At 57.9% G+C, this 26041-nt stretch carries 22 protein-coding genes; 14 read left to right on the top strand and 8 right to left on the bottom strand.

Annotation, left to right across the window (positions count from 1 at the left end; genetic code table 11):
• The first annotated feature begins 9 nt into the window (after positions 1–9).
• Together AC2FEB_RS05545 and AC2FEB_RS05550 are read left to right on the top strand one after the other, a co-directional pair.
• Complete coding sequence (locus AC2FEB_RS05545) at positions 10–1281, top strand: MFS transporter (protein ID WP_117868650.1); 1272 nt, start codon at positions 10–12, stop codon at positions 1279–1281.
• A gap of 109 nt (positions 1282–1390) precedes the next feature.
• On the top strand, positions 1391–1966 hold the full coding sequence (locus AC2FEB_RS05550; protein WP_117868651.1) for a DUF924 family protein: 576 nt from the start codon (positions 1391–1393) through the stop codon (positions 1964–1966).
• A gap of 52 nt (positions 1967–2018) precedes the next feature.
• On the opposite strand, the gene AC2FEB_RS05555 is transcribed toward AC2FEB_RS05550, so the two are convergent.
• On the bottom strand, positions 2019–2453 hold the full coding sequence (locus tag AC2FEB_RS05555; protein WP_299893956.1) for a hypothetical protein: 435 nt from the start codon (positions 2451–2453) through the stop codon (positions 2019–2021).
• Positions 2454–2666: 213 nt separating this feature from the next.
• On the opposite strand from AC2FEB_RS05555, the gene lpdA reads away from it, so the two are divergent.
• Positions 2667–4061: a dihydrolipoyl dehydrogenase gene (gene lpdA, locus AC2FEB_RS05560; protein WP_299893954.1), complete on the top strand. Its 1395-nt coding sequence runs from the start codon at positions 2667–2669 to the stop codon at positions 4059–4061.
• Between the two features lie 153 nt (positions 4062–4214).
• Here the strand turns inward: lpdA and AC2FEB_RS05565 are convergent, their stop codons facing one another.
• On the bottom strand, positions 4215–5600 hold the full coding sequence (locus AC2FEB_RS05565) for a dipeptidase (RefSeq protein WP_496671288.1): 1386 nt from the start codon (positions 5598–5600) through the stop codon (positions 4215–4217).
• 323 nt (positions 5601–5923) lie between these two features.
• Between AC2FEB_RS05565 and hemA the strand changes: the two genes are divergently transcribed.
• From hemA to ispG, 3 genes are all read left to right on the top strand, one after another.
• A complete protein-coding gene (gene hemA, locus AC2FEB_RS05570; protein ID WP_496671285.1) occupies positions 5924–7147 on the top strand; it encodes a 5-aminolevulinate synthase in 1224 nt (407 codons plus the stop codon).
• Positions 7148–7276: 129 nt separating this feature from the next.
• Complete coding sequence (locus AC2FEB_RS05575; protein ID WP_496671282.1) at positions 7277–8482, top strand: helix-turn-helix domain-containing protein; 1206 nt, start codon at positions 7277–7279, stop codon at positions 8480–8482.
• Positions 8483–8553: 71 nt separating this feature from the next.
• On the top strand, positions 8554–9675 hold the full coding sequence (gene ispG, locus AC2FEB_RS05580) for a flavodoxin-dependent (E)-4-hydroxy-3-methylbut-2-enyl-diphosphate synthase (RefSeq protein ID WP_171723081.1): 1122 nt from the start codon (positions 8554–8556) through the stop codon (positions 9673–9675).
• Positions 9676–9693: 18 nt separating this feature from the next.
• Here the strand turns inward: ispG and AC2FEB_RS05585 are convergent, their stop codons facing one another.
• Genes AC2FEB_RS05585 through AC2FEB_RS05595 form a run of 3 tightly spaced genes read right to left on the bottom strand, consistent with a single transcriptional unit; the run spans position 9694 to position 12926 of the window.
• Positions 9694–10764 (bottom strand): agmatine deiminase family protein, encoded by a 1071-nt coding sequence (locus AC2FEB_RS05585; RefSeq protein WP_496671278.1) that lies wholly within the window; start codon positions 10762–10764, stop codon positions 9694–9696.
• Between the two features lie 24 nt (positions 10765–10788).
• Entirely contained in the window at positions 10789–11547 is a 759-nt protein-coding gene (locus AC2FEB_RS05590) for a DsbA family protein (RefSeq protein ID WP_299636973.1), read from the bottom strand.
• A complete protein-coding gene (locus AC2FEB_RS05595; protein WP_496671274.1) occupies positions 11544–12926 on the bottom strand; it encodes a M48 family metalloprotease in 1383 nt (460 codons plus the stop codon). The genes AC2FEB_RS05590 and AC2FEB_RS05595 overlap by 4 nt, the downstream gene beginning before the upstream one ends.
• Between AC2FEB_RS05595 and AC2FEB_RS05600 the strand changes: the two genes are divergently transcribed.
• The 8 genes from AC2FEB_RS05600 to AC2FEB_RS05635 all read left to right on the top strand — a co-directional run bounded on the left by AC2FEB_RS05600 (position 12925) and on the right by AC2FEB_RS05635 (position 22611).
• Complete coding sequence (locus AC2FEB_RS05600; protein WP_496671271.1) at positions 12925–14088, top strand: pyridoxal phosphate-dependent aminotransferase; 1164 nt, start codon at positions 12925–12927, stop codon at positions 14086–14088. The genes AC2FEB_RS05595 and AC2FEB_RS05600 overlap by 2 nt on opposite strands.
• 66 nt (positions 14089–14154) lie before the next feature.
• Complete coding sequence (locus AC2FEB_RS05605) at positions 14155–15375, top strand: N-acetylmuramoyl-L-alanine amidase (protein ID WP_496671268.1); 1221 nt, start codon at positions 14155–14157, stop codon at positions 15373–15375.
• Positions 15376–15469: 94 nt separating this feature from the next.
• The gene (locus AC2FEB_RS05610; RefSeq protein ID WP_496671265.1) at positions 15470–17959 is read left to right on the top strand and encodes a penicillin-binding protein 1A; all 2490 of its coding nucleotides are present in this window, start codon (positions 15470–15472) and stop codon (positions 17957–17959) included.
• Positions 17960–17974: 15 nt separating this feature from the next.
• Positions 17975–18367: a RidA family protein gene (locus AC2FEB_RS05615; protein WP_496883904.1), complete on the top strand. Its 393-nt coding sequence runs from the start codon at positions 17975–17977 to the stop codon at positions 18365–18367.
• 94 nt (positions 18368–18461) lie between these two features.
• Positions 18462–19589, top strand: a complete 1128-nt coding sequence (prfB, locus tag AC2FEB_RS05620) for a peptide chain release factor 2 (protein ID WP_117868663.1) — start codon at positions 18462–18464, stop codon at positions 19587–19589.
• Between the two features lies 1 nt (position 19590).
• A complete protein-coding gene (locus AC2FEB_RS05625) occupies positions 19591–20295 on the top strand; it encodes a M50 family metallopeptidase (RefSeq protein ID WP_496671259.1) in 705 nt (234 codons plus the stop codon).
• A gap of 103 nt (positions 20296–20398) precedes the next feature.
• Positions 20399–21799 (top strand): amidase, encoded by a 1401-nt coding sequence (locus AC2FEB_RS05630; RefSeq protein ID WP_496671257.1) that lies wholly within the window; start codon positions 20399–20401, stop codon positions 21797–21799.
• A gap of 26 nt (positions 21800–21825) precedes the next feature.
• Positions 21826–22611 carry a DUF2189 domain-containing protein gene (locus AC2FEB_RS05635; protein WP_117868665.1) on the top strand — a complete coding sequence of 262 codons (786 nt, stop codon included), beginning with the start codon at positions 21826–21828 and terminating at the stop codon, positions 22609–22611.
• 8 nt (positions 22612–22619) lie between these two features.
• Here the strand turns inward: AC2FEB_RS05635 and AC2FEB_RS05640 are convergent, their stop codons facing one another.
• The 3 genes from AC2FEB_RS05640 to AC2FEB_RS05650 all read right to left on the bottom strand — a co-directional run bounded on the left by AC2FEB_RS05640 (position 22620) and on the right by AC2FEB_RS05650 (position 26034).
• Entirely contained in the window at positions 22620–23339 is a 720-nt protein-coding gene (locus tag AC2FEB_RS05640) for a helix-turn-helix domain-containing protein (protein ID WP_496671254.1), read from the bottom strand.
• A 313-nt stretch (positions 23340–23652) separates the two neighbouring features.
• Entirely contained in the window at positions 23653–24213 is a 561-nt protein-coding gene (gene ilvN / locus AC2FEB_RS05645; RefSeq protein WP_117868667.1) for an acetolactate synthase small subunit, read from the bottom strand.
• A 69-nt stretch (positions 24214–24282) separates the two neighbouring features.
• Positions 24283–26034, bottom strand: coding sequence for an acetolactate synthase 3 large subunit (locus AC2FEB_RS05650; RefSeq protein WP_496671248.1), 1752 nt, complete (start codon positions 26032–26034; stop codon positions 24283–24285).
• Between the last annotated feature and the right edge of the window lie 7 nt (positions 26035–26041).

The raw sequence follows: 26041 nt of genomic DNA on the forward strand, positions 1-26041 counted from the left end.
GAGGCCCCAATGATTCAGGTCCTTTCCAGCGCATGGGCGTTGTTGCTCGGCATGGGGTTGCTGATGGTCGGAAACGGCCTGCAGGGCACTATCCTGGGCGTTCGGGGTGAGATCGAAGGCTTTTCAACCCTTGAGATGTCATTTGTCATGTCGGCCTATTTTCTGGGTTTTCTGGGCGGTTCACGCCTCGCACCCGAGATGATCCGGCGCGTCGGCCATGTACGGGTCTTTGCGGCCCTTGCGTCGTTCATTTCGGCCGTGATGATCATGTATCCGATGCTGACAGACCCGATCGCGTGGGCCCTTGGCCGGGTGGTGATCGGGTTCTGTTTTTCGGGCGTCTACGTCACCGCGGAAAGCTGGCTCAATAACGCGGCAAGCAATGAGAACCGCGGGCAGGCGCTGTCGCTCTATATGATTGTCCAGATGACGGGTATCATCAGTGCGCAGGCGCTTGTTCTGGTCGGCGACCCCGCTGGATACGAAACCTTTGTAATCGCCTCGATTCTGGTTTCGGTGTCTTTCGCACCTATTTTGTTGTCAATCTCGCCAACACCAGCCTTTGATACCACAAAACCGATGACCCTGAAGAAACTGCTGGAAACCTCGCCTCTGGGCTGTGTGGGCATGTTTCTGCTGGGGGGCGTGTTTTCGGCGCAGTTCGGTATGGCGGCGGTTTTCGGCGCTCGGGCCGGGCTGTCGCTTGTAGAAATTTCGACCTTCGTTGCGGCGTTTTATATCGGAGCAGTTGTTCTGCAATATCCGTTGGGCTGGTTCTCTGATCGCATGGATCGACGCTTTCTGATCCTTCTTGTGGCGCTCGCCGGTGCCGGCGGCGCAACTATCGCAATGATGATGGGTGGATCGTTTCCAATTCTGCTTGCCTCGGCTTTCCTGATCGGCGGCACCTCCAACCCGCTCTACTCACTGCTGATCGCGCATGCGAATGACTTTCTTGAATACGAGGATATGGCGGCAGCATCTGGCGGACTGGTGTTTATCAACGGTCTGGGAGCGATTGCCGGGCCGCTGATAACCGGTTGGTTGATGGGTGATGCCATTTTCGGGCCGTCGGGCTTTTTTCTCTTTATTGCGGCACTGTTACTCGCAATGGCACTCTACGCACTTTATCGAACGACACAGCGTGCTTCGATCCCTGTGGACGAAACCGGCACAATGTCGACGCTGTATCCAACATCCTCGCCAGTTGCGCTTGAAGTGGCACAGGAGGTTGCGATCGAGGCCGCCGAGGCCGAGCAGGCTGAGCAGGAAGATGCCTAGGACACAGGATTATGTCGCAAGTGTTGCAATATGTTACTGTAACAGTTCTGTAAAACGGCCTTAAATGACGTTACGTCCCAAATGCGGGCACAAGACGGAGTTTAAGGCAATGGTAACGCCTGAAGAAGTATTGAGTTTTTGGTTAGATGAGGTGGGTCCAAAGGGCTGGTATATTGAGGATGAAGCGTTGGATTCAAATATCCGGGCACGTTTTCAATCAACATGGGAGGCTGCGGCCGAGGGCAAGTTTTCGCTCTGGCTGACCTATCCCAGCGGGTCACTGGCTTACATTATTCTGACGGACCAGTTTTCACGCAACATGTTCCGGGGGCAGGCGCGTGCTTTCGCGACGGACCGAGCGGCTTTGGCCGCCGCAAAATGCGCGGTCGACAGGGGCTGGGACAAGAAAATCGACGAACCGGCCCGGCAGTTCTTTTACTTGCCAATGATGCATTCGGAAAATCTGTGCGATCAGGAACGCTGCGTGCGTCTGATCTGCGAAAACATGAGCGGCGATACAAGCAATCTGCTTCATGCCCGAGCGCATCGTGAAGTGATCCGCAAGTTCGGTCGTTTTCCTTATCGGAACGAAGCACTGTCGCGCAATTCGACCCCTCACGAAGAGGCTTATGTCGACATGGGTGGCTACGGTTCTACTGTACGTGAGCTGCAAGCGACAGCCTGAGATCGCCGAGACAGATTATGGAACCGCGCGACAACCGATAGAGCAGGGGCCCTTAGGACTCCGGCTTACACCCCTTGAGCGCCAAGACGCGCTCGGATGCGATGTCTGCTCCGGTCTGTATGGTCTGAGCGATCAGAACCTCTGGCGTGTCTGCAAGTTCAGTGAACCGCTCCTGCGTAGATTGCAGCTTTTGTTCAACAGCGTTTAGGCGGCGCAATGTTGCCTGGATGTTTTGCGCGGTTTGACTGTCCGTAACCTGGTGTTCCCTCATCAGCGTCGTCAAATCACCGCGCAACGCGGAAAGTTCGCCCCGAATGCCCTTCGCCTCATCCCGAATAGGGGCAAGAACTTGTACGGTCTCTGAGAACTCTGCCGAGACGCTTTCGACTTTCGATGCCAGCTTCCAGCCCAAAAACAGGCACAGCGCCACAAGTATCAAAGTTGCGTTTAGCAGAGCAAGCGCCAGATCTTTTAGTGTTTTGGCCATGGTAAACTCCTTGATTTCAATGTGTTCACAAATGTCCGAACGGCGTCGGCGTTTCTGTTCTAGCCATAGCTTTGGCCGGGGTATAGGCTGAAATCCGCATATTCAGGTATGGTTTACCCTGCGTCGCATTTGTCGCGGGAACGCTTGTTGATGCGTTTCTGAAAATAGTTTAATGGTAAACTAAATTTTCATCACCTGCGCCGAGAGGAACACATGGCTGCACAATCCTATGATCTGATCGTAATCGGGGCTGGCCCCGGTGGCTATGTCGCCGCCATCCGTGCGGCCCAGCTTGGTCTGAAAACCGTCGTGGTCGAGCGCGAGCACCTTGGTGGCATCTGTCTGAACTGGGGGTGCATTCCCACCAAGGCATTGCTGCGGTCCTCCGAAGTGTTCCATCTGATGGAACGCGCCAAGGATTTCGGATTGAAAGCCGACAAGATCGGTTACGATCTGGACGCGGTCGTCAAAAGATCCCGTGGCGTTGCCGGGCAGCTTTCGGGCGGCATCGGCCATCTGCTGAAGAAGAACAAGGTCGCCGTGGTGATGGGTGAGGCGACGATCCCCGCAAAAGGCAGGGTCAGTGTCAAGACCGACAAGGGCACCGAAGAACTGACGGCCAAGAACATCGTTCTCGCAACCGGCGCACGGGCCCGCGAACTGCCCGGTCTCGAGGCTGACGGCGATCTGGTGTGGACCTACAAGCACGCGCTGCAACCGCCCCGGATGCCCAAGAAATTGCTGGTCATCGGCTCGGGCGCGATCGGCATCGAGTTTGCGAGCTTCTACAACACGTTGGGGGCTGACACGACTGTGGTCGAAGTAATGGACCGCGTGTTGCCTGTGGAAGATGCGGAAATAAGTGCATTGGCCAAGAAAGCCTTCACCAAACAGGGCATGACCATCATGGAAAAAGCCATGGTCAAGCAGCTGGATCGTGGCAAAGGCAAGGTGACCGCTCATATCGAGGTCAAGGGCAAGGTTGAGAAGCACGAGTTCGACACGGTGATCTCGGCTGTCGGTATCGTCGGCAACGTCGAGAACCTTGGCCTGGAAGCTCTGGGCGTAAAGATCGACCGCACGCATGTGGTGACGGATGAGTATTGCCGCACCGGTGTCGATGGTCTTTATGCGATCGGCGACATCGCTGGCGCGCCCTGGCTTGCACATAAAGCCAGTCACGAAGGCGTCATGGTCGCCGATCTGATCGCGGGCCAGCATGCACACCCGGTCAAACCCGAAAGCATCGCGGGATGTACCTATTGCCAGCCTCAGGTGGCCTCGGTCGGATATACCGAAGCAAAAGCCAAAGAGCTGGGATATGACATCAAAGTTGGTCGTTTCCCCTTCATCGGCAATGGCAAGGCCATTGCTCTGGGCGAACCGGAAGGCCTGATCAAAACCGTGTTCGATGCCAAAACAGGTGAACTTCTGGGGGCGCATATGATCGGTGCCGAGGTTACCGAACTGATTCAGGGGTATGTGGTTGGGCGGCAGTTGGAAACGACCGAAGAAGACCTGATGAACACGGTCTTCCCGCACCCGACCCTGTCAGAAATGATGCACGAAAGCGTGCTGGATGCGTATGGCCGCGTGATCCATATGTAAGGTCGTGCGCACGTTCCGGTCAGGCAAGGGGCTCTGCCCCCGCCTTGCTGCGCGCGGCTCCCCCGGGATATTTTGGGCCAGATGAAGCAGAGGTCTTTTATTCATCTGGCTGCAAGTATCCCGGAGCGCGAGGCAGAGCCTCGCTGAAAGCCGTTACCTGTTCAAAGCATCCAGAATTCGGGCCCAGGAACGGATGCCCTTGTGGAAGCTTTTGACGTCGTATTTCTCATTCGGTGAATGGATTGCGTCGTCCTCGTTGGCATAGCCGACCAGCATCGAATCGAGCCCCAGAACAGTGTTGAAGTACCCGACGACTGGGATCGAGCCACCCATGCCGGTAAACACCGCTTCGCGGTCCCATTCGTCCGACAGCGCTTTGCGGGCGGCTTCGAATTCCGGGCGATCGGTATTCATAACCGAAGCGGGTGAGCCTTCCAGATCGTTGTCCCAGACAACTTTTGCATCAGGGGACATGCGGTCCTCGACATGTTTGCGGATATTGGTGCGCAATGCGTCCGGGTCCATGTCGCCGACCAGACGGCACGTGATTTTACAATGTGCTTCCGAAGGGATTACGGTTTTTGAACCAGCGCCATTGTACCCGCCCCACAGCCCGTTCACTTCAAGTGTCGGGCGCGCCCATTGTTGCTCTAGCGTTGAATAGGCTTTTTCGCCGTGCGGTTGGGTGTATCCGACCGAGTTCAGGTAATCCGCTTCGTCGAAGCCGCAGTTTTGCCACTGACGCAGCTGGTCCTGAGGCACTTCATGAACGCCTTCATAGAAACCATCGACCGCGACACGCCCGGTTTCGTCATCATAGAATGAGGCAACGATTTTCGACAGTTCGCGCAGCGGGTTCAGGCCCGGGCCACCGTAATGGCCGGAGTGCAGATCGATGCGGGGTCCGATGATGGTGAACTCGTCCTTCAGCATGCCGCGCAGTTGTGAGGCAATCGACGGAACACCTCGCGATACCATGGATGTATCGCAGACCAGCGCCAGATCCGCTTTGAGTTCGGCCGCGTTGTCTTCGAGGAAGGGGACCAGCGAGGGTGAGCCGGATTCTTCTTCGCCCTCAAAGAAAAAGGTGATGCGGCAGGGCAGGGATCCGTGCACCGCTTTCCATGCGCGGCAGGCTTCGACGAATGTCATCAACTGACCTTTGTCGTCCGACGCCCCGCGCCCGCGGATGACAGGGCCATGCTCGGTGTCTTCGATGGCGGGATCAAACGGATCGCGTGTCCAAAGGTTCAGCGGATCGACGGGTTGCACGTCATAATGGCCGTAAAACAGGATGTGAGGTGCATCCGGGTCCTCTCCCACATGGCCTACGACCATCGGGTGCCCAGGGGTTTCCCGTTTTTCTGCTGCGATTCCGATACTGTTCAGGTCTTCAACCAGCCAGTCGGCTGCACGGCTGACGTCGGCCTTGTAAGCGGGATCGGTCGAGATCGAGGGGATGCGCAGCAGCTCCATCAGGCGGTCGATCGATGTTTGCAGATCTTCGTCAATCCGGTTCAGCACGGTGTCTAGCGACATGGGGATCTCCTGCTTGTCTGTGTTCGGGCGAACCCTAGCAGCGTTGACAGCGCCGTCCAGAGCGGTTGATCTGAATTCTGCATGCAAGACAGAACCGCGAATAACGCGGCGCGGCTGCGTCGTTTCCACGCGTCCGATGGCCGGAACTATACTTGCCGTGAGGATTGCAAGCTTATATTTGATGCAAATCAAAGTTGGGTTCACCTGTTCGGCTGTAACCAGCTGAATAAAGGAACACAAAGCTGCGGAAACAGGTTAAGCTGTAAGATGTGGCAGACTAATTGCCCAAGGGAAACCGGAAACGGGCATTCAAGGAGGGTCCGTTGGACTATACTGCTCAGCTCGATTCAGCAATTGCCAGGCTGCATGAAGAAGGACGTTACAGGACCTTTATCGATATCGAACGTCGCAACGGACATTTCCCCCACGCGGTGCGCACACGCTCGGACGGGTCGCAGCAGAACATCACCGTGTGGTGCGGCAATGACTATCTGGGCATGGGCCAGCACCCCTTTGTACTGAATGCCATGCACGAGGCGGTCGATGCGGCTGGTGCGGGCTCGGGCGGCACGCGAAATATCTCGGGCACCACGGTTTATCACAAAAAGCTCGAGGCTGAACTGGCCGATCTGCATGGCAAGGAAGCCGCGCTGTTGTTTACCAGCGCGTATATTGCCAATGACGCCACCCTCAGCACGCTGCCCAAGCTGTTCCCGGGGCTGATCATCTATTCTGACGCGCTGAACCATGCTTCAATGATTGAAGGGGTGCGCCGAAACGGGGGCGCCAAGCGCATCTTCCGTCATAACGACGTGGCGCATCTGCGCGAATTGCTTGAGGCGGACGATCCTGCCGCGCCCAAGCTGATCGCCTTCGAGTCGGTCTATTCCATGGATGGCGATTTTGGGCCGATCGAAGAAATTTGCGATTTGGCCGATGAATTCGGCGCGCTGACCTATATCGACGAAGTGCACGCCGTGGGCATGTATGGCCCGCGCGGTGGCGGCGTGACCGAGCGGGATCGCCTGGCGCATAGGATCGACATCATCAATGGCACTCTGGCCAAGGCCTATGGCGTCATGGGGGGCTATATCGCGGCCAGTGCCAAGATGTGCGATGCCGTGCGGTCTTATGCACCGGGCTTTATCTTTACGACATCGTTGCCGCCTGCTGTTGCCGCGGGGGCTGCTGCATCCGTTGCTTACCTGAAAACCGCGTCTGAGTTGCGCGAGCAACACCAGACCCAGGCGAAGATCCTCAAGCTGCGGCTGAAGGGGATGGGCCTGCCGCTGATCGATCACGGCAGCCACATCGTGCCCGTGATCGTCGGCAACCCTGTGCACACCAAAAAGCTCAGCGACATGCTGCTGGACGATTATGGCATCTACGTGCAACCGATCAATTTCCCGACCGTCCCGCGCGGAACCGAGCGCCTGCGTTTTACCCCGTCTCCGGTGCATGGACCTGACGAAATGAACCGTCTGGTGCAGGCGATGGACGAACTTTGGTCACATTGTGCGCTAAATCGCGCCGAACTTGCCGGATAACCTAACGCCAAAGTGTGCAACGAGTTTGCCGCGTGTTAAGCTTACGTTAACAAAACGAGTAGACGAATCATTGTGGGGATGATTCGCCACTTACGCGAAATACGCGACAGGCAGAATGGGGCAGCAGGGATGATTGGGCGCAGATCTCAGCGCGATTCCGAAGAGGACGTAGATGTCAGACCAAAAGGGTTTGATGACTATGAGATTCGCCTAGGCGACAAGATGCGCGGTGAACGCGCTACGATGGGCAAATCCCTTCTGGATGTTCAGCGCGAGTTGCGGATCAAAGCCAACTATATCGCTGCAATTGAAAACGCCGACCCCGATGCGTTTGATACACCCGGCTTTATCGCCGGGTATGTGCGTTCCTACGCACGCTATCTGGGCATGAACCCCGATGAGACCTTTGCGTCTTTCTGCCAGGAAAGCGGATTCGAGGTCGCGCATGGCATGTCCGCCGAAGCCTCGGTGGTGCGGAAGCCTTCAGGTGCTCTGCCCGCACGCGGCCCAATGGGGCGTGACCCGTTCATCTCTCCCAACACGCCTTTTATTCCGGGCAAGGAGCCTCTGGTCAGCCAGATCGAACCCCGTGCCATTGGTTCGTCACTGGTATTGCTGGCGGTGATTGGTGGCATCGGCTATGGCGGCTGGGCTGTTCTGAACAGAATTCAGCAAGTACAGGTCAGCCCGGTTGAACAAGCTCCGGTGGTTTTGTCTGATCTGGATCCGCTGGATGCGGCGCGCAGCAACGCGTCAGATGATGCTGCACAGGTGGCAAGTGCCGAAGCATTGGACCGTCTCTATCGTCCGCAGGCACTGGATGTTCCGGTGCTGGTTGCGCGGGATGCTCCGATCTCTACGCTTGATCCGCGCGAGGTTGGAACTTTCCGCCCGCCCGAATTGCCGCAGTTCGAATTGGCCGAACTGCACACAGTTGAAAAACCTGCCCTGCCGCAAGTGGTCGAACAGATCGACACCACGCTCAAGATCGTGGCTGTTGATCCGGCATGGATGCGCGTGACAGCTGCGGATGGCAGCGTCATTTTCGAAGGCACACTGGGTACCGTTGAGCAGGGCAGTGTGTTCGAAGTGCCCCTGACCGAAGAACCGCCGTCATTGCGTGCCGGCGCATCCGGATCAGTTTATTTTTCGATGAACGGTAAGCACTACGGCCCGGCGGGTGCTCCGGGCACTGTCGCCAAGGGTGTCGTTCTGTCGAAAGACGCCGTGTCCGAGGCCTATGCCGTCGCCGATCTTGAGGCGGAACAGAACAGCGCGCTCAAGCAACTGGTGGCGGAACTGCAAACCGAGGCGACAGAAACGCCCGCCGAGTGATCTAGCCATTGCGGTAACTCGGTTGCCGAACTATCTACAGTCGCAACTCAGGCAGACGCGGATCCGTCCTTATGTCCCTCAATCACGTACGCCCCTGGCGCGACATCTACCGTCGTAAATCCCGTCAAATAATGGTCGGTAACGTCCCCGTTGGTGGCGATGCGCCTATTGCCGTTCAGACCATGACCAACACGCTGACGACCGATGTGGCGGCGACCGTGGCGCAGGTGCAGGCGGCGGCTGAGGCCGGTGCAGATATCGTGCGTGTCTCGGTTCCTGATGAGGCGTCGTCCAAAGCGCTGAAAGAGATTGTCCGGGAAAGCCCCGTGCCCATCGTGGCAGACATTCATTTCCACTATCGGCGCGGCATCGAAGCCGCCGAAGCGGGCGCTGCCTGTCTGCGCATCAATCCCGGCAACATCGGTGACGAAACCCGCGTGAAAGAAGTCATCCAGGCTGCGCGCGACCACAACTGTTCAATCCGGATCGGCGTGAATGCAGGAAGTCTGGAAAAGCACCTGCTTGAGAAATATGGCGAGCCGTGCCCCGAGGCGATGGTCGAGAGCGGGCTGGAACATATCCGCATCCTTCAGGACAATGATTTTCACGAGTTCAAGATCAGCGTAAAAGCCAGCGACGTGTTTCTGTCCGCCGCGGCCTATCAAGGTATTGCCGAGGCGACGGATGCCCCCATCCACCTGGGCATTACCGAAGCGGGGGGGCTGGTCAGCGGTACGATCAAATCGGCCATCGGCCTTGGCAACCTGCTGTGGATGGGGATCGGCGACACGATCCGCGTTAGCCTGTCTGCTGATCCGGTGGAAGAGGTGAAGGTCGGGTTTGAAATCCTCAAATCTCTTGGCCTGCGCCATCGGGGCGTCAATATCATCTCATGCCCGTCCTGCGCGCGACAGGGTTTTGATGTCATCAAAACCGTCGAGGCGCTGGAACATCGCCTTGAACACATCAAGACGCCGATGTCCCTTTCGATCATCGGCTGCGTGGTCAATGGCCCGGGCGAAGCGCTGATGACCGATGTTGGTTTCACCGGCGGCGGGGCAGGGTCCGGCATGGTCTATCTGGCCGGTAAGGCCAGCCACAAGATGTCCAACGATCAGATGATCGATCACATCGTTGAAGAAGTCGAGAAAAAGGCGGCTGAACTGGACGCGGCGGCTGAAGCGGCTGAATAGTCGGGTTCTTCGCTACATCTAAAAAACCGGCATCTGTTGCGTGGCGCAATGGATGCCGCCGCCAAGTTCTCCCAGCACATCAACGTTAAGTGTTACGACGTCACGTCCGGGATAGTGTCTTGCAAGCGTTTCTAACGCGATCTGGTCTGTTTCCGCGTCTCCGAACCGGGCCGCAATCACGCCGCCGTTGCAGGCGTAGTAATTGGCGTAAGAGGCGACGAAGTCCGGGTTCTTGACGCGGCGGTAATGTGGTTCGGGTATCACGTCCATGTCCATGCCCGCTGCAACCAGACGGTCATGGGTGTCCAACGCGGCCATGTGGAAAGGATCATGATTGTCCGGTCTATCCGGCAAGTTGATGATGCCGCGACCGGGGCCGGTAAAGCGGGCGAGACTGTCTATATGATAATCGGTGATATCTTCGCCCCAGACACCTTCGGACCAGATCATGCGCTTGGCCCCATAGGCCGCCAACAACCGTGCTTCGATCTCGTCGCGAGTGAGGCCGGGATTGCGGTTGTCATTCACCCACGAGCTTTCATGCGCCATAAGTGCCCCATGCCCATCCTGTTCGACACCACCTGCTTCGCCGATCAGTCCGGTCGGCTGCACTGGCAGTCCCAGCCTTTCGGCCACTCTGTCGGCAATTCTCGCATCATTTGCGTGAACCTGCTTTCGCCCCCAACCATTGAACTGGATCTGTTTGACCGCAAGCTCGCCACGGTTGTTGATCGCGAACACCGGGCCTGCGTCCCGGCACCACAGATCTTCGGTCGGGACATCCCAAATCTCGATCGCCGCAGAAAGCTGTTTGCTGATATCTGCGTGGTATTCTGATCCGGCAAGCATTATGACGGGCTCAAAAGCAGAGATCGTGTTTGCGATTTCGGCTATGGTCCTCTGCACCATCTTCAGAAAAACGGGGTCGGGATGGACAGTGCGGCTGACCGGCCATTGCATGAAAGTACGATCATGCCGGGCTTCTTCGGCCGGCACGTAGAAGCCTGTCGCGGGCTGCGCAATAGACTGGCCAGAGAAACATGTGATGCCCAACGCTCCTCCGGCCATAAGAAATCCTCGCCGCTTCATGGCAGGCCGCCGACCAACCCTGCTTTAGCCGCGTTCGGCACGTATACCGTCAACGATCTGCTGCATCTGATCGGATGGCAAGAAGCCACGCAACATTTCGGTGCCCAGAACAAACGAAGGCGTGCCCGAGATCTGCATCCTCTGGGCCAGAGCGCGGGTGCGGGTGATCTCATCCGTGACGCGATCGCTGTCCATCGCCGCTATGATCTCGTCGCTGTTCAGCCCCAACCCGTCGGAGATGCGGCGCAGGGAAACTTCGCTTGGCTCACCGGTGAATTCCAACAGGGCATCATGAACCTGCTTGTACGCATCATCGCCCGCCACGTGTTTGGTGGCCACAGCAAAGCGTGAGGATAGCACGGACGCATCACCCAGAATTGGGAATTCCTTGATCACAAGGCGAATATTGCCGTCTTCGGCCAGCAGACTGGCCACTTCGGGAACGGCACGGCGGCAATAGCCACACCGGTAGTCCATGAACTCGACCAGAGTGATGTCGCCATCCGGGTTGCCGCCAACCCAGCTAAAGCCGTCATTGAACAGCTCATCCGCATTGGCGGCGACCAGCTCTTTATCCGCTGCGGCTTCGGCGACGGCATTGCGTTGTTCCAGAATGTTGATCGCTTCTACGATCACTTCGGGATTTTCCAGCAGGTATTCACGCACCTGAGCGCCAAATTCTGTTTTCTCAGCATCGCTCATCGCGTTCAGGTCCAGCGCCTGCGCCGAGGTTGCCGCCATGGAAAGCCCCAGAAGGGCGGGTGCAGCATGTCTGAGGATCATTTCCGTTTCCTTTTGTCTTTGTTGAGTCGTTCCGACGCAATCAACACGTCTTGCGCCCTTTGCCAACCCGGTGAGCCTTCGGGCAGTCGCGCCACGGCGCGTTTCGCGTGGATTCCGGCATCTTCCAGCCGCCCTTGCAGCGCATACCGTTCCGCCGTCACGGTCGACGCCATACCATCATTACCAACCTGAGCATAGGCAACACCAAGATCCTGCAACAGCCTGGCGTTCCGGTAATCCCGGGCGCGGGCTTTTTCCAGCACGCTCAGGGCCTGTTTGGTTTGGCCCTGCGCCAGCAACGCCCGCCCGTATCCAGCCAGGATCAGCGCATCGTTCGGAGCCATTTCAACAGCGTTTCCGTACGCTTCAATAGCCGCGCCTATTCGCCTGTTTTCCAAAAGAATTTGCCCCTTCAGGTCATAGTAGTACGGGTCGTTTGGGCGCAGCACCAGGGCCTCGTCGATCGCATTGCGCGCGCGACCCAAATCACGGTTCTGATGATGGGCCGAAGCCTCGCGCATCAGGCGGATGTCCTGGGCGGTTTCTTCTTTGGCGCGCCGTAACGTCCAACTGGGTGAGCGCAAAAAGGCCGACAGCTTGCCTTTGACGCGGGCAAACCAGTAATCGGCATTGGCATTCTGAATTGCCTTGTCGCCAAACTCGTCCAGAAAGGCTTCGGCGGCGCGCAAACGTTCACGGCTGGTAGGGTGCGACCGCATATACGGGTCCTGGTTGGCGACGCTCAGCAATTCCTGACCTGCGAATTTCCTGTGCAGCTCCACCATGCCGCTGGGAGAAATTTGAGCCCATCGCAGATAGCTTGCGGCGCTTCGGTCAGCCGAAGCTTCTTCGGCGCGGGTATGACCCAGAAAGCTGCGGATTGCAGCGCCCTGGGTGCCAGCGGCAATACCAATGGCGGCTTCACCCCCGCCTGCCGCGGCCGCAAGCAGCGCCAAAGCTGTGCCAAGGCCAGCATTGCGCCGCGCGGCCTTCAGGTTTTCGGCGCGGCGGGCCAGATGGCCATTCGCGATATGCGCAGCCTCATGCGCGATCACCGCTTGCAGCATTTCGGGGCTTTCAACCGTTAGAATCAGCCCGTAATTCACATAGATCGCGTTGTAGTCGATGACGAATGCGTTGAACGTGTTGTCATTGACCACCAGGATTTGAACCCGGTTGGTGTTCAGACCTGCGGCACGCAGCACTGGAAACGCCAACTCGCGCAGCCCATGCTCGATATCGGGGTCGCGGATCAGGCTTTGCCCATGAGATTGCGTTGCCGCCGTCAGCCAGACGACAACCGACAGTATCAGAGTCGGGATTGACGTCAGCCGGGATACGCGTTCAAAAGCCATGGCTGCAACATGGGAGATGGGCATGAGAAACTCAACCCGGTCCGAGGTCGATCCCTTCATCGTGATGGACGTGATGGAGGCCGCGCGCCGTGCGGAAGAAGCGGGCCGCCATGTGATTCACATGGAAGTTGGACAGCCCGGAACCGGCGCACCCAAGGGCGCGACCGAAGCGCTGGCGAAGGCGATGGACCAAAGCCCGTTGGGTTATACGGTGTCCCTGGGGTTGCCTGCGCTGCGAAAGCGTATCGCGCGGCTTTATGGCGATTGGTACGATGTGGACCTGAACCCCGAGCGCGTGATCATCACGCCTGGATCGTCCGGCGGGTTTCTGCTGGCCTTCACTGCTTTGTTCGACAGCGGGGATCGGGTTGGAATCGGTGCGCCGGGATATCCGTCGTATCGCCAGATTCTCAGTGCACTTGGATTGGTACCGGTCGATTTGCCGACCGCGCCCGAGAACCGTCTGCAACCCGTTGTAGCGGATATTCAGGGAATGGGCCTGAAGGGTCTGATGGTGGCGTCTCCGGCGAATCCTACCGGCACGATGCTTGATCACGCCGCCATGGGGTCGCTGATCGAAGCCGCACATGGGCAGGGGGCGTCTTTCATCAGCGACGAAATCTATCACGGTCTGGAATATGAAGCCAAGGCCGTGACGGCGCTGGAACTGACGGATGAGTGCTATGTGATCAACTCGTTCTCCAAGTACTTCTCGATGACCGGTTGGCGCGTGGGGTGGATGGTCGTGCCCGAGGATCAGGTGCGCGTGGTCGAGCGGATATCTCAGAACATGTTCATCTGTGCGCCGCATGCCAGTCAGGTCGCGGCACTGGCCGCAATGGACTGCGAGGATGAGCTGCAGGCCAATCTGGACGTGTACCGCCGAAACCGCGCCCTGATGCTGGAAGGACTGCCCAAGGCCGGCTTCACGAAAATCGCGCCGCCGGACGGGGCGTTTTACGTCTATGCCGACGTGTCTGATCTGACCGATGACAGCCGCGCATTTGCGGCCGAGATTCTGGACAAGGCCGGTGTCGCGGTCACGCCGGGTCTGGATTTCGATCCGCAACGCGGTCATACGACGCTGCGGTTTTCCTATGCGCGTTCAACGGTCGACATTCAGGACGGGCTGGAACGGTTGCGCGTGTTCATGACCGAGCGGAAGGTGATCGGGGAACCTGCCTGAGCCGTTCACAAATCACCCCTTGTGGTATAGGCTGCCGGACAAACGATCTCGGGAAAACTTGAGGCCATGAGCAGGATCATCTTTTGCATCGCCCTGATCTGGGCGCTGTGCGGCAGTGCCGTCGCGCAGGATTTCAGTGCGCTGGCACGCATTCATCCGGACAAAAGCCGTATCACGGATGTAGGGCGAACCGGCGTCAGGGTGGATATCGGCCTCAGTCAGGGGGTGCCGTACCGGATATTCACCCTTCAGGATCCGTATCGGATGGTTCTGGACTTCAACGAAGTGGACTGGACCGGGCTGAACCGACCGGATTTCCTGCAATCCGAACGTGTCAGTGGCGTGCAATTCGGGGCCTATGTTCCGGGTTGGTCGCGGCTGGTATTGGAACTGGGCGCGCCAATGGCCGTGGACACTGCCGAGCTGTCGGTTGCCGAGGATTCGGGGGCTGCGCTGCTGTCCCTCAACCTCAAGGGCACGGATTTTGACACGTTCAACGCAACCGCGGGTGCGCCGCGCAATCCGGGTTGGGACTTGCCGGAACCGGCAGACCTGCCGCAGGTACCTTCGCGCTCTGCGGACCGACCACTGCGCGTGATGCTCGATCCCGGGCACGGTGGTATCGATCCGGGCGCCGAGATAGACGGGGTTGATGAGAAAACTCTGATGCTGACTTTTGCGCGTGAATTGCGCGAAGTTCTATTGCGATCAGGTGGTTATGAAGTGGTCCTGACCCGCGTTGACGACCAGTTCGTCTCGTTGGAGCGGCGGATCACCTTGGCGCACCGGGCCGGCGCGGATCTGTTCATTTCGCTGCACGCGGATTCCCTGTCCGAAGGCCAGGCGCATGGCGCGGCGGTGTACACCCTGTCTGCGGATGCATCAGACGTGGCCAGTTCAAAACTCGCCGAACGACATGATCGTGGGGATTTGATTTCAGGTATCGATCTAAATGGCGCCGACGATCAGGTGGCCGATGTTCTGCTGGATCTTGCACGCCAGGAAACGGTGCCGCGGACAAAGCTGTTGGCCGGCGCGATCGCCAACGGAATGGCCCAGCAGGGCGGGCCGATGAATCGCAAACCGTTGCGGACCGCGTCGTTCTCTGTGCTCAAGGCGGCAGATATCCCGTCTGTTTTGATCGAGCTTGGGTTCCTTTCCAGCCCCAGAGACCGGGAAAACCTAAGAGATTCGGAATGGCGGGCCAAAATGGCGCTGGGGATTTTTCAGGGGCTCGAAGACTGGCGTCAGCAGGATGTGATCCGCAAATCCCTGATTGGCCAGTGACCTTACGACGCAAAACGGCTAGAATACGCTTGGTGTTTTGACCCTTGGGCGGTGCAACACTATATAGGCACCACCGCGAGAAAAAGGCAGTAACGTGATCCGGTTCATTCTTTCGATTTTCGGGGCGATCTTCAGCATCGTCACCTTGGGTATTTTCATGGTCGCACTGGTAATTGGTGCGGTGTTCTGGATGTATGGCCGTGACCTTCCCAGCCACGAATCTCTTGCCCAGTACAAGCCCCCGACTATCAGCCGTATCTATTCGGGCGAAGGGCAACTGATCGACGAATTCGCGCAGGAACGCCGCCTGTTCACTCCGTCCGAGGATATCCCTGATCTGGTGAAACAGGCGTTTATTTCGGCGGAAGACAAGAATTTCTACACTCATCAGGGGTATGATCCGCGCGGCATTATTGCAGCAGGCGTTGAAGCAGTCCGCACCAAAGGTGGCACCGTGCGGGGGGCGTCAACCATTACCCAGCAGGTGATGAAGAACTTCCTTTTGTCGGGCGACCGTCGGGCAGAACGAAAGATCAAGGAAATCATCCTCGCCACCCGGCTTGAGGATACCCTGGACAAAGAGCAGATCCTTGAGCTTTACATGAACGAGATATTTCTGGGTCAGAACTCGTACGGCGTGACGGCCGCAGCGCAGACCTATTTCAACAAGACCTTGCAGGAACTGGCCCCGCATGAGGCGGCGATGCTGGCTGCGATGCCCAAGGCACCGTCGGATTATCACCCGGTTCGGCAAAAGGAACGCCTGCTGGCCCGCCGAAACTATGTGCTGCGGGAGATGTACCAGAACGGTTACATTGATCAGGCGACCTATGAGTCAGAGGTCGACATGCCGTTGCGCTCGGTCCAGAACGGTGATTTCGAAAGCTTCCGCACCGCTTTGCCGCCGCGCGATTACTTCACCGATGAAATCCGTCGACAACTGAGCGAAGACTTTGGTGAAGGTGAATTCTTTACCGGGGGGTTCACGGTTCGTGCGTCGGTGGACGAGCAAATGCAGGTCGAGGCCGCAAAGGCCCTGCGCACGGCGTTGCAGAAATATGACCGGTCTCGCGGGAAATGGCGCGGCACCGGCGAAGTGATTCCGGAAGAGAAACTGGCAGATGAGGCGCAGTGGCGCGAGGCGCTGTCGATCCTGGAAATCCCGCGCGATGTGGTGCTGCCGACCCGCTGGTATCCTGCCGTGGTTCAGAATGTTTCGGATCAACAGCTTACCGTCGGGATCGAAAACGGACCTGCAGATGGCATCATTCCGCGGTCCGATATCAAATGGATGCAGGGTGATTTTGCTGCGAACTTCAAGCGCGGGGATGTGATCCTTGTTGTCGAGGGCGAAGAGGGGCAGTGGTCTGCCCGTCAAGTGCCCGAAGTTCAGGGCGGCTTTGTGGCGATGGATGTGAACTCGGGCCGCGTTCTGGCGATGCAGGGCGGGTTCTCGTATCAGGACACCGTGTTCAACCGCGCCACGCAGGCGCAGCGCCAGCCGGGGTCCAGCTTCAAGCCCTTTGTCTATGCTGCCGCGCTGGACAGCGGATACAGCCCCGCAACCATCGTTGTGGACGCGCCGATCGAGGTAAACACGCCGCAGGGCTTGTGGCGGCCCAAGAACTCGTCGAACAAGTTCTACGGGCCGACGCCCTTGCGTACCGGGATCGAGCAGTCGCGGAACCTGATGACCATCCGTCTGGCACAAGAAGTCACCATGCCGGTGGTTGCAGGTTACGCCGAACGCTTTGGCGTCTATGACCGGATGGGGGCGTTTCTTGCGAACTCGCTGGGGTCCGAAGAGACGACGCTGTACAAAATGGTCGCGGCTTATGCGATGTTCGCGAACGGCGGTGAGCGGGTTGAACCCACTCTGGTAGACCGTATTCAGGACCGGTTCGGCAAGACCATCTATCGTCACGATGACCGTCAGTGTCTGAATTGTAACTCGACCTGGCTGGAGCCCGACGAGGCCCCGACTCTTGTTACAGATCGCGCGCAGGTCATGGATGCCATCACCGCCTATCAGCTGACGTCGATGATGAAAGGCGTAGTTGATCGCGGGACGGCATCGCGCGTTGTGAACCTGCCGGTGCCGACAGCGGGCAAGACCGGAACCACCAACGAATCCAAGGATGCGTGGTTTATCGGGTTTACCTCGAACATCGTTGCGGGCTGTTACATCGGCTATGACCGTCCGCGCCCGATGGGTCGGGGGGCCTATGGCGGTACACTGTGTGGCCCGGTGTTCCAGAGCTTCATGGAAAAAGCTGTTGAGAAATACGGCGGCGGTCCGTTTAAGGTTCCGGAAGGTGGTCATTTCATAAAGATCGACCGTTTCAGCGGTGCCCGTCTGCCGGACGACGCCAGCGGCGACTATGTCGTGGCCGAATTCTTCCGCGACGGCGTCGATGGGTTTATCGACCGTGTCTATGACGGTGGTTTTGCAATTGGTTCCGACCTGCCTTTGTTCGAGGAAGTGCAGCGCGCAGGCGTTCAGGTTCAGACGTCAACGGGTGAAACCATCACGGTCGGGCCCAAGGCAACGCAAGGGGATCTGAGTACCGGTGGTCTTTACTGACAGGGACTGATCAAGTTGGGTAAGACACCCCTGATTCCGCAAACTTTGCTGGGTACGCCCGGGCAGCTAAGCATCTCCCCGGGTGTCATCTCGGGCGGGCACGTGTTTCTCACCGGTATGACCGGGAGCGCCGCAGACGGTTCAATGCCGTATGATCCGGAACTACAGTTCCGGAACGCCTTTTCCAAGATTGCCGAGGTGTTAAAGGAAGCGAACCAAGGTTTGGAGTCTGTGGTCGAGATGACGACCTACCATGTTGAAATGGGAAAACATTTCGATCTGTTTGACCGTGTGCGCCTTGAGGTTCTGCCTGCGCCTTACCCGGCTTGGACCGCAGTTGAAGTTGCGGGACTTCGACGGGAGGGTGCCTTGGTTGAAATTCGGGCGATCGCACATCTTTCCGAGTGAGTCACGAGAGTCGCTCCATCCTTCCAGCCTGTCTTGTGGTGTCTCGCACCTCTTGCTATCACGCAGGCCTGATTGAGCAAGTTGGGACAAGACCATGCGCGCCGAAACCCAGAACATCATAGCGGAAATCGAAAAGTCGCTGGAGCTGCTGGCGCAGCGCATGGACTATGAGACCGCGCCGCATCGCCTTGAGGAATTCAATGCGCGTGTCGAAGATCCCAACCTGTGGGACGATCCCGAAAAGGCGCAGAAACTGATGCGCGAGCGGCAGATGCTGGTCGACGCGATCGAGACCTATGAGTCCATCAAAACCGATCTCAGCGACAATATCGAACTGATTGAGCTGGGCGAAATGGAAGAGGACGAAGAGGTCGTCCAGGACGCCGAGGCCGCGATCAAGGCGCTGCGTGGCAAAGCCGCAAAGAAAGAGCTTGAGGCACTGTTGGACGGCGAGGCCGACAGCAACGACACCTTCCTCGAGATCAACTCGGGCGCGGGCGGAACTGAAAGCTGCGACTGGGCCTCGATGCTGGCGCGGATGTATGTGCGCTGGGCCGAAAAAAAAGGGTATACGGTCGAGCTTCAGTCCGAAACCCCGGGCGAAGAGGCAGGGATCAAATCTGCTGCGTACAAGATTTCCGGCCACAACGCTTATGGCTGGCTGAAATCCGAAAGCGGCGTACACCGGCTGGTGCGGATTTCACCTTTTGACTCCGCGGCCAAGCGGCACACCTCCTTCTGTTCGGTCTGGGTTTATCCAGTGGTGGACGACAATATCGAGATCGAGGTGAACCCTGCGGATATCCGCATCGACACCTACCGGTCATCGGGGGCGGGCGGTCAGCACGTGAACACCACGGACTCGGCTGTTCGGATCACGCACATTCCGACCGGGATTGTTGTGACCTCATCCGAGAAGTCGCAGCACCAGAACCGCGATATCGCTATGAAGGCTCTGAAATCGCGTTTGTATCAACTGGAACTTGACCGCCGGAACGCCGACATCAACGCAGCACACGAAGCCAAGGGCGATGCGGGCTGGGGCAACCAGATCCGGTCATACGTCTTGCAGCCGTACCAGATGGTCAAAGACCTGCGGACAAATTATGAGACCTCGGACACCAAAGGTGTGTTGGACGGCGATCTGGACGGGTTCATGGCGGCCACACTGGCCCTGAACGTTGCAGGCAAGAGCCGCTCCGAGGCGCAGGGCGACAGCTAGGGTGAAGCGTAGCAGCCCTTTCCTGAACCTTGTGAAAGGGCATTGGCAGCTTATCCTGATCACAACTTTGGTCTTTTTGCTTTGGAACACACCGGTCGTGGTTCCGCTGAAGATACTGGTCGTCTTTTTGCATGAGTTGTCCCATGCCGTGACGATCCTGTTGACCGGCGGCTCTGTCGAAAGTTTTTCGATCTCATCGCATCAGGGCGGAGTGGTCGTCGGCCGGGGCGGCAACCGGTTTCTCAGCCTGTCTGCCGGATATCTTGGCTCACTGTTGCTCGGCATGGCCCTTTTGATCCTTGCCTTGCGAACAAAGGCCGACCGCGCAGTTCTGGCGGGTTTTGGCGGCGTCATGTGTCTTGTAGCAGTTCTGTATATCCGCGATCCGTTCGCCCTGGCTTTCAGCATCGGAACCGGGGCTGCGATGATCGCTACGGCGTGGTATCTGCGCCCGGATGTGAGCGATCTGGTGCTGCGCGTGATCGGATTGACCAGCATGATCTATGTCCCTTTCGACATCTTCGATGACACGATCCGACGGTCTGGTGCGCGTTCGGATGCATTCATGCTGGCCGAGGAGTTCGGCGGCTCCACCATGTTGTGGGGCGGGATCTGGCTGGTGCTCAGCTGCATGGCGATTGCTCTTTGCCTGCGTCACTGGCTTGGGGTCGACAGCAACCTGCATTTTCGCAGAGCAGCCCGCTGACATTGCCGCCTGGGACGTTATTGAAAAGATACATCCAAACAGTGGGTTTAAATGATCTGAACTGCCCGCTAGGCTGCTGGAAACAACAGCAGAATGGCGTGCCATGGACCTGACCCGGATATCGGCTACAAACCTTTTGAAACAGTTGGCCAGCCGGCAGGTTTCAGCCTCGGACGTGATGCAGGCCACACTTGATCGTATCGCCAAGGTCAACAGAGAAGTGAACGCCATCGTCGCACGGCGGGATGAAGGTGATTTGATGGCCGAGGCGCAGGCCTGCGACAATAGCCCTGTCACCGGTCCACTGCACGGTCTGCCGATTGCGGTTAAGGATCTTGTAAATGTAGCTGGTGTCGTCTCGTCTCAGGGTTCACCGATGTTCAAGGGCTTCGTGCCGGATACTGACGATCTGATTGCCACCCGGATGCGTGCCGCGGGTGCTATCCTGATCGGCAAGACCAATACGCCGGAATTTGGGCTGGGCTCACACACCTTCAACCCGGTCTATGGCGCAACGCGCAATCCGTATGACGCCGATTTCACCTGCGGCGGTTCGTCCGGCGGGGCGGCGGTTGCTTTGGCGACCGGCATGGTCGCATTGGCCGATGGCTCGGACATGATGGGCAGCTTGCGCAACCCGGCGGGCTGGAACAATGTTTACGGCTTTCGTCCAAGCTGGGGCAGGGTGCCTTCCGATCCCGTGGGCGACAGTTTTTTGCATCAGTTGTCGACACTGGGCCCCATGGCGCGCTGCCCCGAAGATCTGGGTGTTCTGCTCGACGTTATCTCGAGTCCGGACCCGCGCTTGCCGTTGGCCGCTAAAAGTGCCCCGGTATCCCCGGTGACCGCCGCAGACTTGCAAGGGCTGCGGATCGGGTGGCTTGGCGACTGGGGAGGCGCTTTTCCGACCGAGCCCGGTATTCTCGACATCTGCAAAGACGCGATGGACGTTTTCGAATCTCTTGGAGCCCGGGTCGAGGACATCGCCCCGCCTTTCGATGCTGAAAAACTATGGACCAGCTGGATCACCTTGCGGTCGTTCAGCGTGGCCGCAGGGCTCGAACCTTTGGCTTCGCAAAAAGAGCATTTGAAAGACACGGCACAATGGGAGCTGGATCGGGGTTTGGCGATGAGTGCGATGGACGTGCACCACGCCAGTGTCCTCCGCTCGGAATGGTTTCGTTGCGCGGTGAAACTGTTCGAACAGTTTGACGCATTGGTTCTGCCTTCTGCTCAGGTCTGGCCGTTTTCGGTTGATTTGCCTTACCCGACAGAGATCGCTGGCCGGGCCATGGATACCTATCACCGGTGGATGCATGTTACGGTACCGGTCAGCCTGATCGGCCTGCCTTGTCTGGCTGCGCCTGCGGGATTTGGTGCACAGGGGCTTCCCATGGGGTTTCAACTGTTCGGACCCAGAGGCTCGGACCAGAAACTACTGTCGGTCGGAGCGTCATATCACGCCGAAACCAACTGGCCAAACAAGAGGCCGGCGATGCCGTAACGTCGGTCGGGGAGGAGGAAGATAACATGGACAAACCCTTTGGTGTTCCGGATATGCGACCGGTCGACACCGCCATGCTGCGCACTGCTTTGAAGCGTGCCTGGGCCGACTTTCGCCGCGCACCGCTAATCGGCCTGATCTTTGCCGGAGTTTACGTGCTGGCTGGCTGGGCGATGGCATGGGTAACCGTCCAGACCGGAACAACCTTCTGGCTGGTGCTGGCGGCCATCGGGTTTCCGCTGATCGGCCCGTTTGCCGCTGTTGGTCTGTACGAGGTATCGCACAGGTTGGAACAAGGCGAGCCACTCGATTTTGGCGCGATCTTCGGGGTCGTGCTGCAGCAAAGCCGCAGACAGTTGCCCTCGATCTGCGCGATCATAGTCGTCGTATTTCTGTTCTGGTTTTTTCTGGGGCATATGATCTTTGCCCTGTTCATGGGTTTGGCGACGATGACCAATGTGTCGACGTCGCTCGAAGTGTTTCTGACGCTGAATGGCCTGACAATGCTGGCAGTGGGCACGGCGGTCGGGGCGGTTTTTGCAACCGTTCTGTATATGATCACGGTTCTGTCGATTCCGTTGCTGCTGGATCGTGAACTGGACTTTGTAACGGCAATGATTACCAGCTTCTCCTACGTGTCAGAGAACTTCCCTGTGATGCTGGCCTGGGGCGCGTTCATTGCGGTGCTGACATTTCTGGCGATGGTGCCCTGGTTTCTTGGGTTGCTGGTGGTCCTACCGCTGCTGGGGCATGCCAGCTGGCATCTGTACCGGCAGATCACGCAGAACGATGAAGGGGAAACACCAACCTGAGACGTTGGTTACGGATGCTGAGCCACATTGTTAGTCGACAATCGCGCAGCAGCAAAAATGGCAGTCGAGTCATGCCCAAGATATTTCAGCACAACGGGTTCCGGTATTGTTGCGTTTGTTGGACTGATGACCGACCCACGCCACTGAACTGCCGTTCCCGTAGGGTCGGGAGAAATCAGATAGACCCGGCTATTCTGACCTTCCCGCTGGGAAGTCAGCATATAGACAGTGTCACCGCTTGAGGCCGCTATCCCTTGGATTTCCCGTGCTTTTGGTGTTGCGTCGGGCATCGCGGCGCGAGACACGTACCCACGGATCAACGTGCATTGGGCCAGCGGGCGGGCGTGCAACAGGGTCATCCGGCGTTCAGCCGAGAGGCTTTCGATAACCGCGTAGAACCCGGGTAAAAACGGGGACTTCTCGATTGCATCCGCACCAGAACCCAGAAACTCGGTCAGGGCCGGAGTTGCGGGGTGTTCCTCGATCTTTTCGATCTCATCCAACGGTTTCAGAAGAATGCGGGCGTCCACGTCGAAGAACCGGCATATGCGGTCCAGCACATCCGGTCTGGGTACGCTTTCACCCGAAAGGTATCTGTTGAATTGGGTGCGGTTCACGCCAAGTTTGCGGCACAGTGCCGAAACAGATCGGTATCGCCGTGCCAATTGCCGAAGATTCGCACCGAACGTTGCGCGAAGCTCAGCAGGACTGCGAATGTCGTCGGTCATGGGTGCCCACGTCTTGCTTAGTTTCCGGAAGAAACCATCATCGCACAGAAGCCAAAGCCCGGTGCGCATCGAAAAATCGTACAGAATGACCCCAAGCAACGTATCCCCACGTCGCGTTGCGGCCACAAAGCTAACGGCCCTATGCGTAAAGGCAATAGGCTTTATCTGGAAATGCCTGATCTTTATCTGGAAAAGCTGGCCTTATGGCAATTTTGGCGCATAGAGTGCGTTTGGGTTGAGTCCCCAGAGCTGCTTCAGCCTAAAAAGTGTTCCCGCCTTGGATGCCACAATGACCCCAAGGCGGGATGGGTCTTTAGTCGCCACGCAACAGGGCAGCAACGCCGGTGCGAGCGATTTCCATCAACCCCAGCGGGCGCATCAGATCGGCAAATGCGTCGATCTTGTCCGGCGCGCCGGTGATCTCGAAAATGAAAGAATTCAGAGTACTGTCGACTACATTGGCGCGGAAGATATCGGCCAGTCGCAGTGCTTCGACCCGCTTGTCACCTTCGCCGACGACCTTGATGATCGCCAATTCACGTTCGACTGATGCGCCCTCGACGGTCAGATCATGCACGTCACGCACCGAAACAATCCTGCCAAGCTGCGCCTTGATCTGTTCGATGACCTGCGGGGTGCCGGTGGTGACGATGGTGATGCGACTCAGGTGGCCGGTGTGATCAACCTCGGCCACCGTCAGGCTTTCAATGTTGTAGCCACGTCCCGAGAACAGGCCGATGACACGGGCCAGCACACCCGGTTCGTTTTCTACCAGAACCGCGATGGTATGGCGTTCCTGAACGTCCGAGAAGGTGGGCCGTAGGTTATAGGCAGAATGGCGGGTAGAGCCTTTTTTGATATGTAGGGCAGACATTTATGTCCCTTTCATCATCCATGAGATGTCGGGCGCAACGCGGCGCCCAACCAAATCCGTCGAATTTTGTTAAACCAGCACCGAACCTTTGGAGTCGATCACGCCCTGCGTCTCGGCCTCGCCCAGCAGCATCTCGTTGTGCGCCTTGCCCGACGGGATCATGGGGAAGCAGTTCTCGTGCTTTTCGACCAGACAATCAAAGATCACCGGACCGTCGTAATTGATCATCTCCATGATCGCATCGTCCAGGTCGGCGGGATCCTTGCAGATGATCCCCTTGGCCCCGAAGGCCTCGGCCAGTTTCACGAAATCGGGCAGGGCCTCGGACCATGAATGTGAATACCGCTCGCCATGCAGTAACTCCTGCCACTGACGGACCATGCCGAGGCGTTCGTTGTTCAGGATGAACTGTTTCACCGGCAGGCGGTACTGAACGGCGGTGCCCATTTCCTGCATGTTCATCAACCATGATGCTTCACCGGCGACGTTGATCACCAGCGCGTCCGGGTGTGCCATCTGAACGCCGATCGAGGCGGGGAAGCCGTAGCCCATGGTGCCCAGACCACCGGATGTCATCCAGCGGTTGGGGTCTTCGAACCCGAGATACTGTGCCGCCCACATCTGATGCTGACCCACCTCGGTGGTGATGTAGCGATCATGCTTTTTCGTCAGTTCTTCAAGACGTTCCAGTGCGTATTGCGGCTTGATCGACTTCTCGCTGTTGGTGAACGCCAGGCAGTTGATCTTGCGCCATTCCGCAATCTGGTTTTGCCACTGCTTGACATTCGCGGCGTCCGTCTTGCGCCCGCGCGACTTCCAGATCTTCAGAATATCCTCGAGCACATGCCCCACATCGCCGACGATCGGGATGTCCACGCGAATGACCTTGTTGATCGAGGACGGATCAATGTCGATATGTGCTTTCTTCGAGTTCGGCGAGAACGCATCGATACGCCCGGTGATCCGGTCATCGAACCGCGCACCGATGTTGATCATCAGATCGCAATCATGCATCGCCATATTGGCCTCGTAGAGACCATGCATCCCCAGCATCCCCAGCCAGTTTTCGCCTGAGGCAGGGTAGGCGCCAAGGCCCATCAGGGTTGACGTGATCGGAAAGCCTGTTGCGTCCACCAGTTCACGCAGCAACTGGCTGGCCGCGGGACCGGAATTGATAACGCCGCCACCGGTATAGAAAACAGGTTTCTTGGCGGTTTCTATTGCCGCAACCAGTTCTGTGATCTCTTCCAGATCACCTTTCATCGTCGGTTGGTAATGCGAGGTTGAAGGTTTCGGGCTGGCATACTCGCCAGAAGCGAACTGCACGTCTTTCGGGATATCGATCAGCACCGGACCAGGACGTCCCGAGGTGGCCACGTGGAAAGCTTCGTGCAGGGTTTCAGCAAGAGAGTCCGTATCCTTCACCAGCCAGTTATGCTTGGTGCAGGGGCGGGTGATGCCAACGGTGTCGGCCTCCTGAAACGCATCCGATCCGATCATGAAGGTCGGGACCTGTCCGGTCAGAACCACAATCGGGATCGAGTCCAGCAACGCATCGGTCAGGCCGGTGACTGCATTGGTGGCACCGGGGCCGGACGTTACAAGCGCGACGCCCGGTTTTCCGGTCGATCGGGCATAGCCTTCGGCGGCGTGGATCGCACCTTGTTCGTGACGCACCAGTATGTGGCGAATGTCGTTTTGCAGAAAGATCTCATCATAAATGGGTAGCACGGCGCCACCGGGGTATCCGAATACCGTGTCCACGCCCTGATCCTTGAGGGCCTGAACCACCATCTTTGCGCCGGTCATCTCACGTGTCATCTGCTTT

It is taken from the genome of Ruegeria sp. YTSC106 (genome assembly GCF_059609765.1).

Coding starts and splice junctions, on each gene's coding strand:
- AC2FEB_RS05545 (WP_117868650.1), top strand. CDS start 10: ATGATTCAGGTCCTTTCCAGCGCATGGGCGTTGTTGCTCGGCATGGGG.
- lpdA (WP_299893954.1), top strand. CDS start 2,667: ATGGCTGCACAATCCTATGATCTGATCGTAATCGGGGCTGGCCCCGGT.
- AC2FEB_RS05640 (WP_496671254.1), bottom strand. CDS start 23,339: ATGACCGACGACATTCGCAGTCCTGCTGAGCTTCGCGCAACGTTCGGT.
- AC2FEB_RS05595 (WP_496671274.1), bottom strand. CDS start 12,926: ATGCCCATCTCCCATGTTGCAGCCATGGCTTTTGAACGCGTATCCCGG.
- AC2FEB_RS05565 (WP_496671288.1), bottom strand. CDS start 5,600: ATGTCGCTAGACACCGTGCTGAACCGGATTGACGAAGATCTGCAAACA.
- ispG (WP_171723081.1), top strand. CDS start 8,554: ATGTCCCTCAATCACGTACGCCCCTGGCGCGACATCTACCGTCGTAAA.
- AC2FEB_RS05605 (WP_496671268.1), top strand. CDS start 14,155: ATGAGCAGGATCATCTTTTGCATCGCCCTGATCTGGGCGCTGTGCGGC.
- AC2FEB_RS05600 (WP_496671271.1), top strand. CDS start 12,925: ATGAGAAACTCAACCCGGTCCGAGGTCGATCCCTTCATCGTGATGGAC.
- AC2FEB_RS05550 (WP_117868651.1), top strand. CDS start 1,391: ATGGTAACGCCTGAAGAAGTATTGAGTTTTTGGTTAGATGAGGTGGGT.
- AC2FEB_RS05630 (WP_496671257.1), top strand. CDS start 20,399: ATGGACCTGACCCGGATATCGGCTACAAACCTTTTGAAACAGTTGGCC.
- prfB (WP_117868663.1), top strand. CDS start 18,462: ATGCGCGCCGAAACCCAGAACATCATAGCGGAAATCGAAAAGTCGCTG.
- AC2FEB_RS05635 (WP_117868665.1), top strand. CDS start 21,826: ATGGACAAACCCTTTGGTGTTCCGGATATGCGACCGGTCGACACCGCC.
- AC2FEB_RS05585 (WP_496671278.1), bottom strand. CDS start 10,764: ATGAAGCGGCGAGGATTTCTTATGGCCGGAGGAGCGTTGGGCATCACA.
- AC2FEB_RS05575 (WP_496671282.1), top strand. CDS start 7,277: ATGATTGGGCGCAGATCTCAGCGCGATTCCGAAGAGGACGTAGATGTC.
- AC2FEB_RS05555 (WP_299893956.1), bottom strand. CDS start 2,453: ATGGCCAAAACACTAAAAGATCTGGCGCTTGCTCTGCTAAACGCAACT.
- AC2FEB_RS05590 (WP_299636973.1), bottom strand. CDS start 11,547: ATGATCCTCAGACATGCTGCACCCGCCCTTCTGGGGCTTTCCATGGCG.
- AC2FEB_RS05650 (WP_496671248.1), bottom strand. CDS start 26,034: ATGACACGTGAGATGACCGGCGCAAAGATGGTGGTTCAGGCCCTCAAG.
- ilvN (WP_117868667.1), bottom strand. CDS start 24,213: ATGTCTGCCCTACATATCAAAAAAGGCTCTACCCGCCATTCTGCCTAT.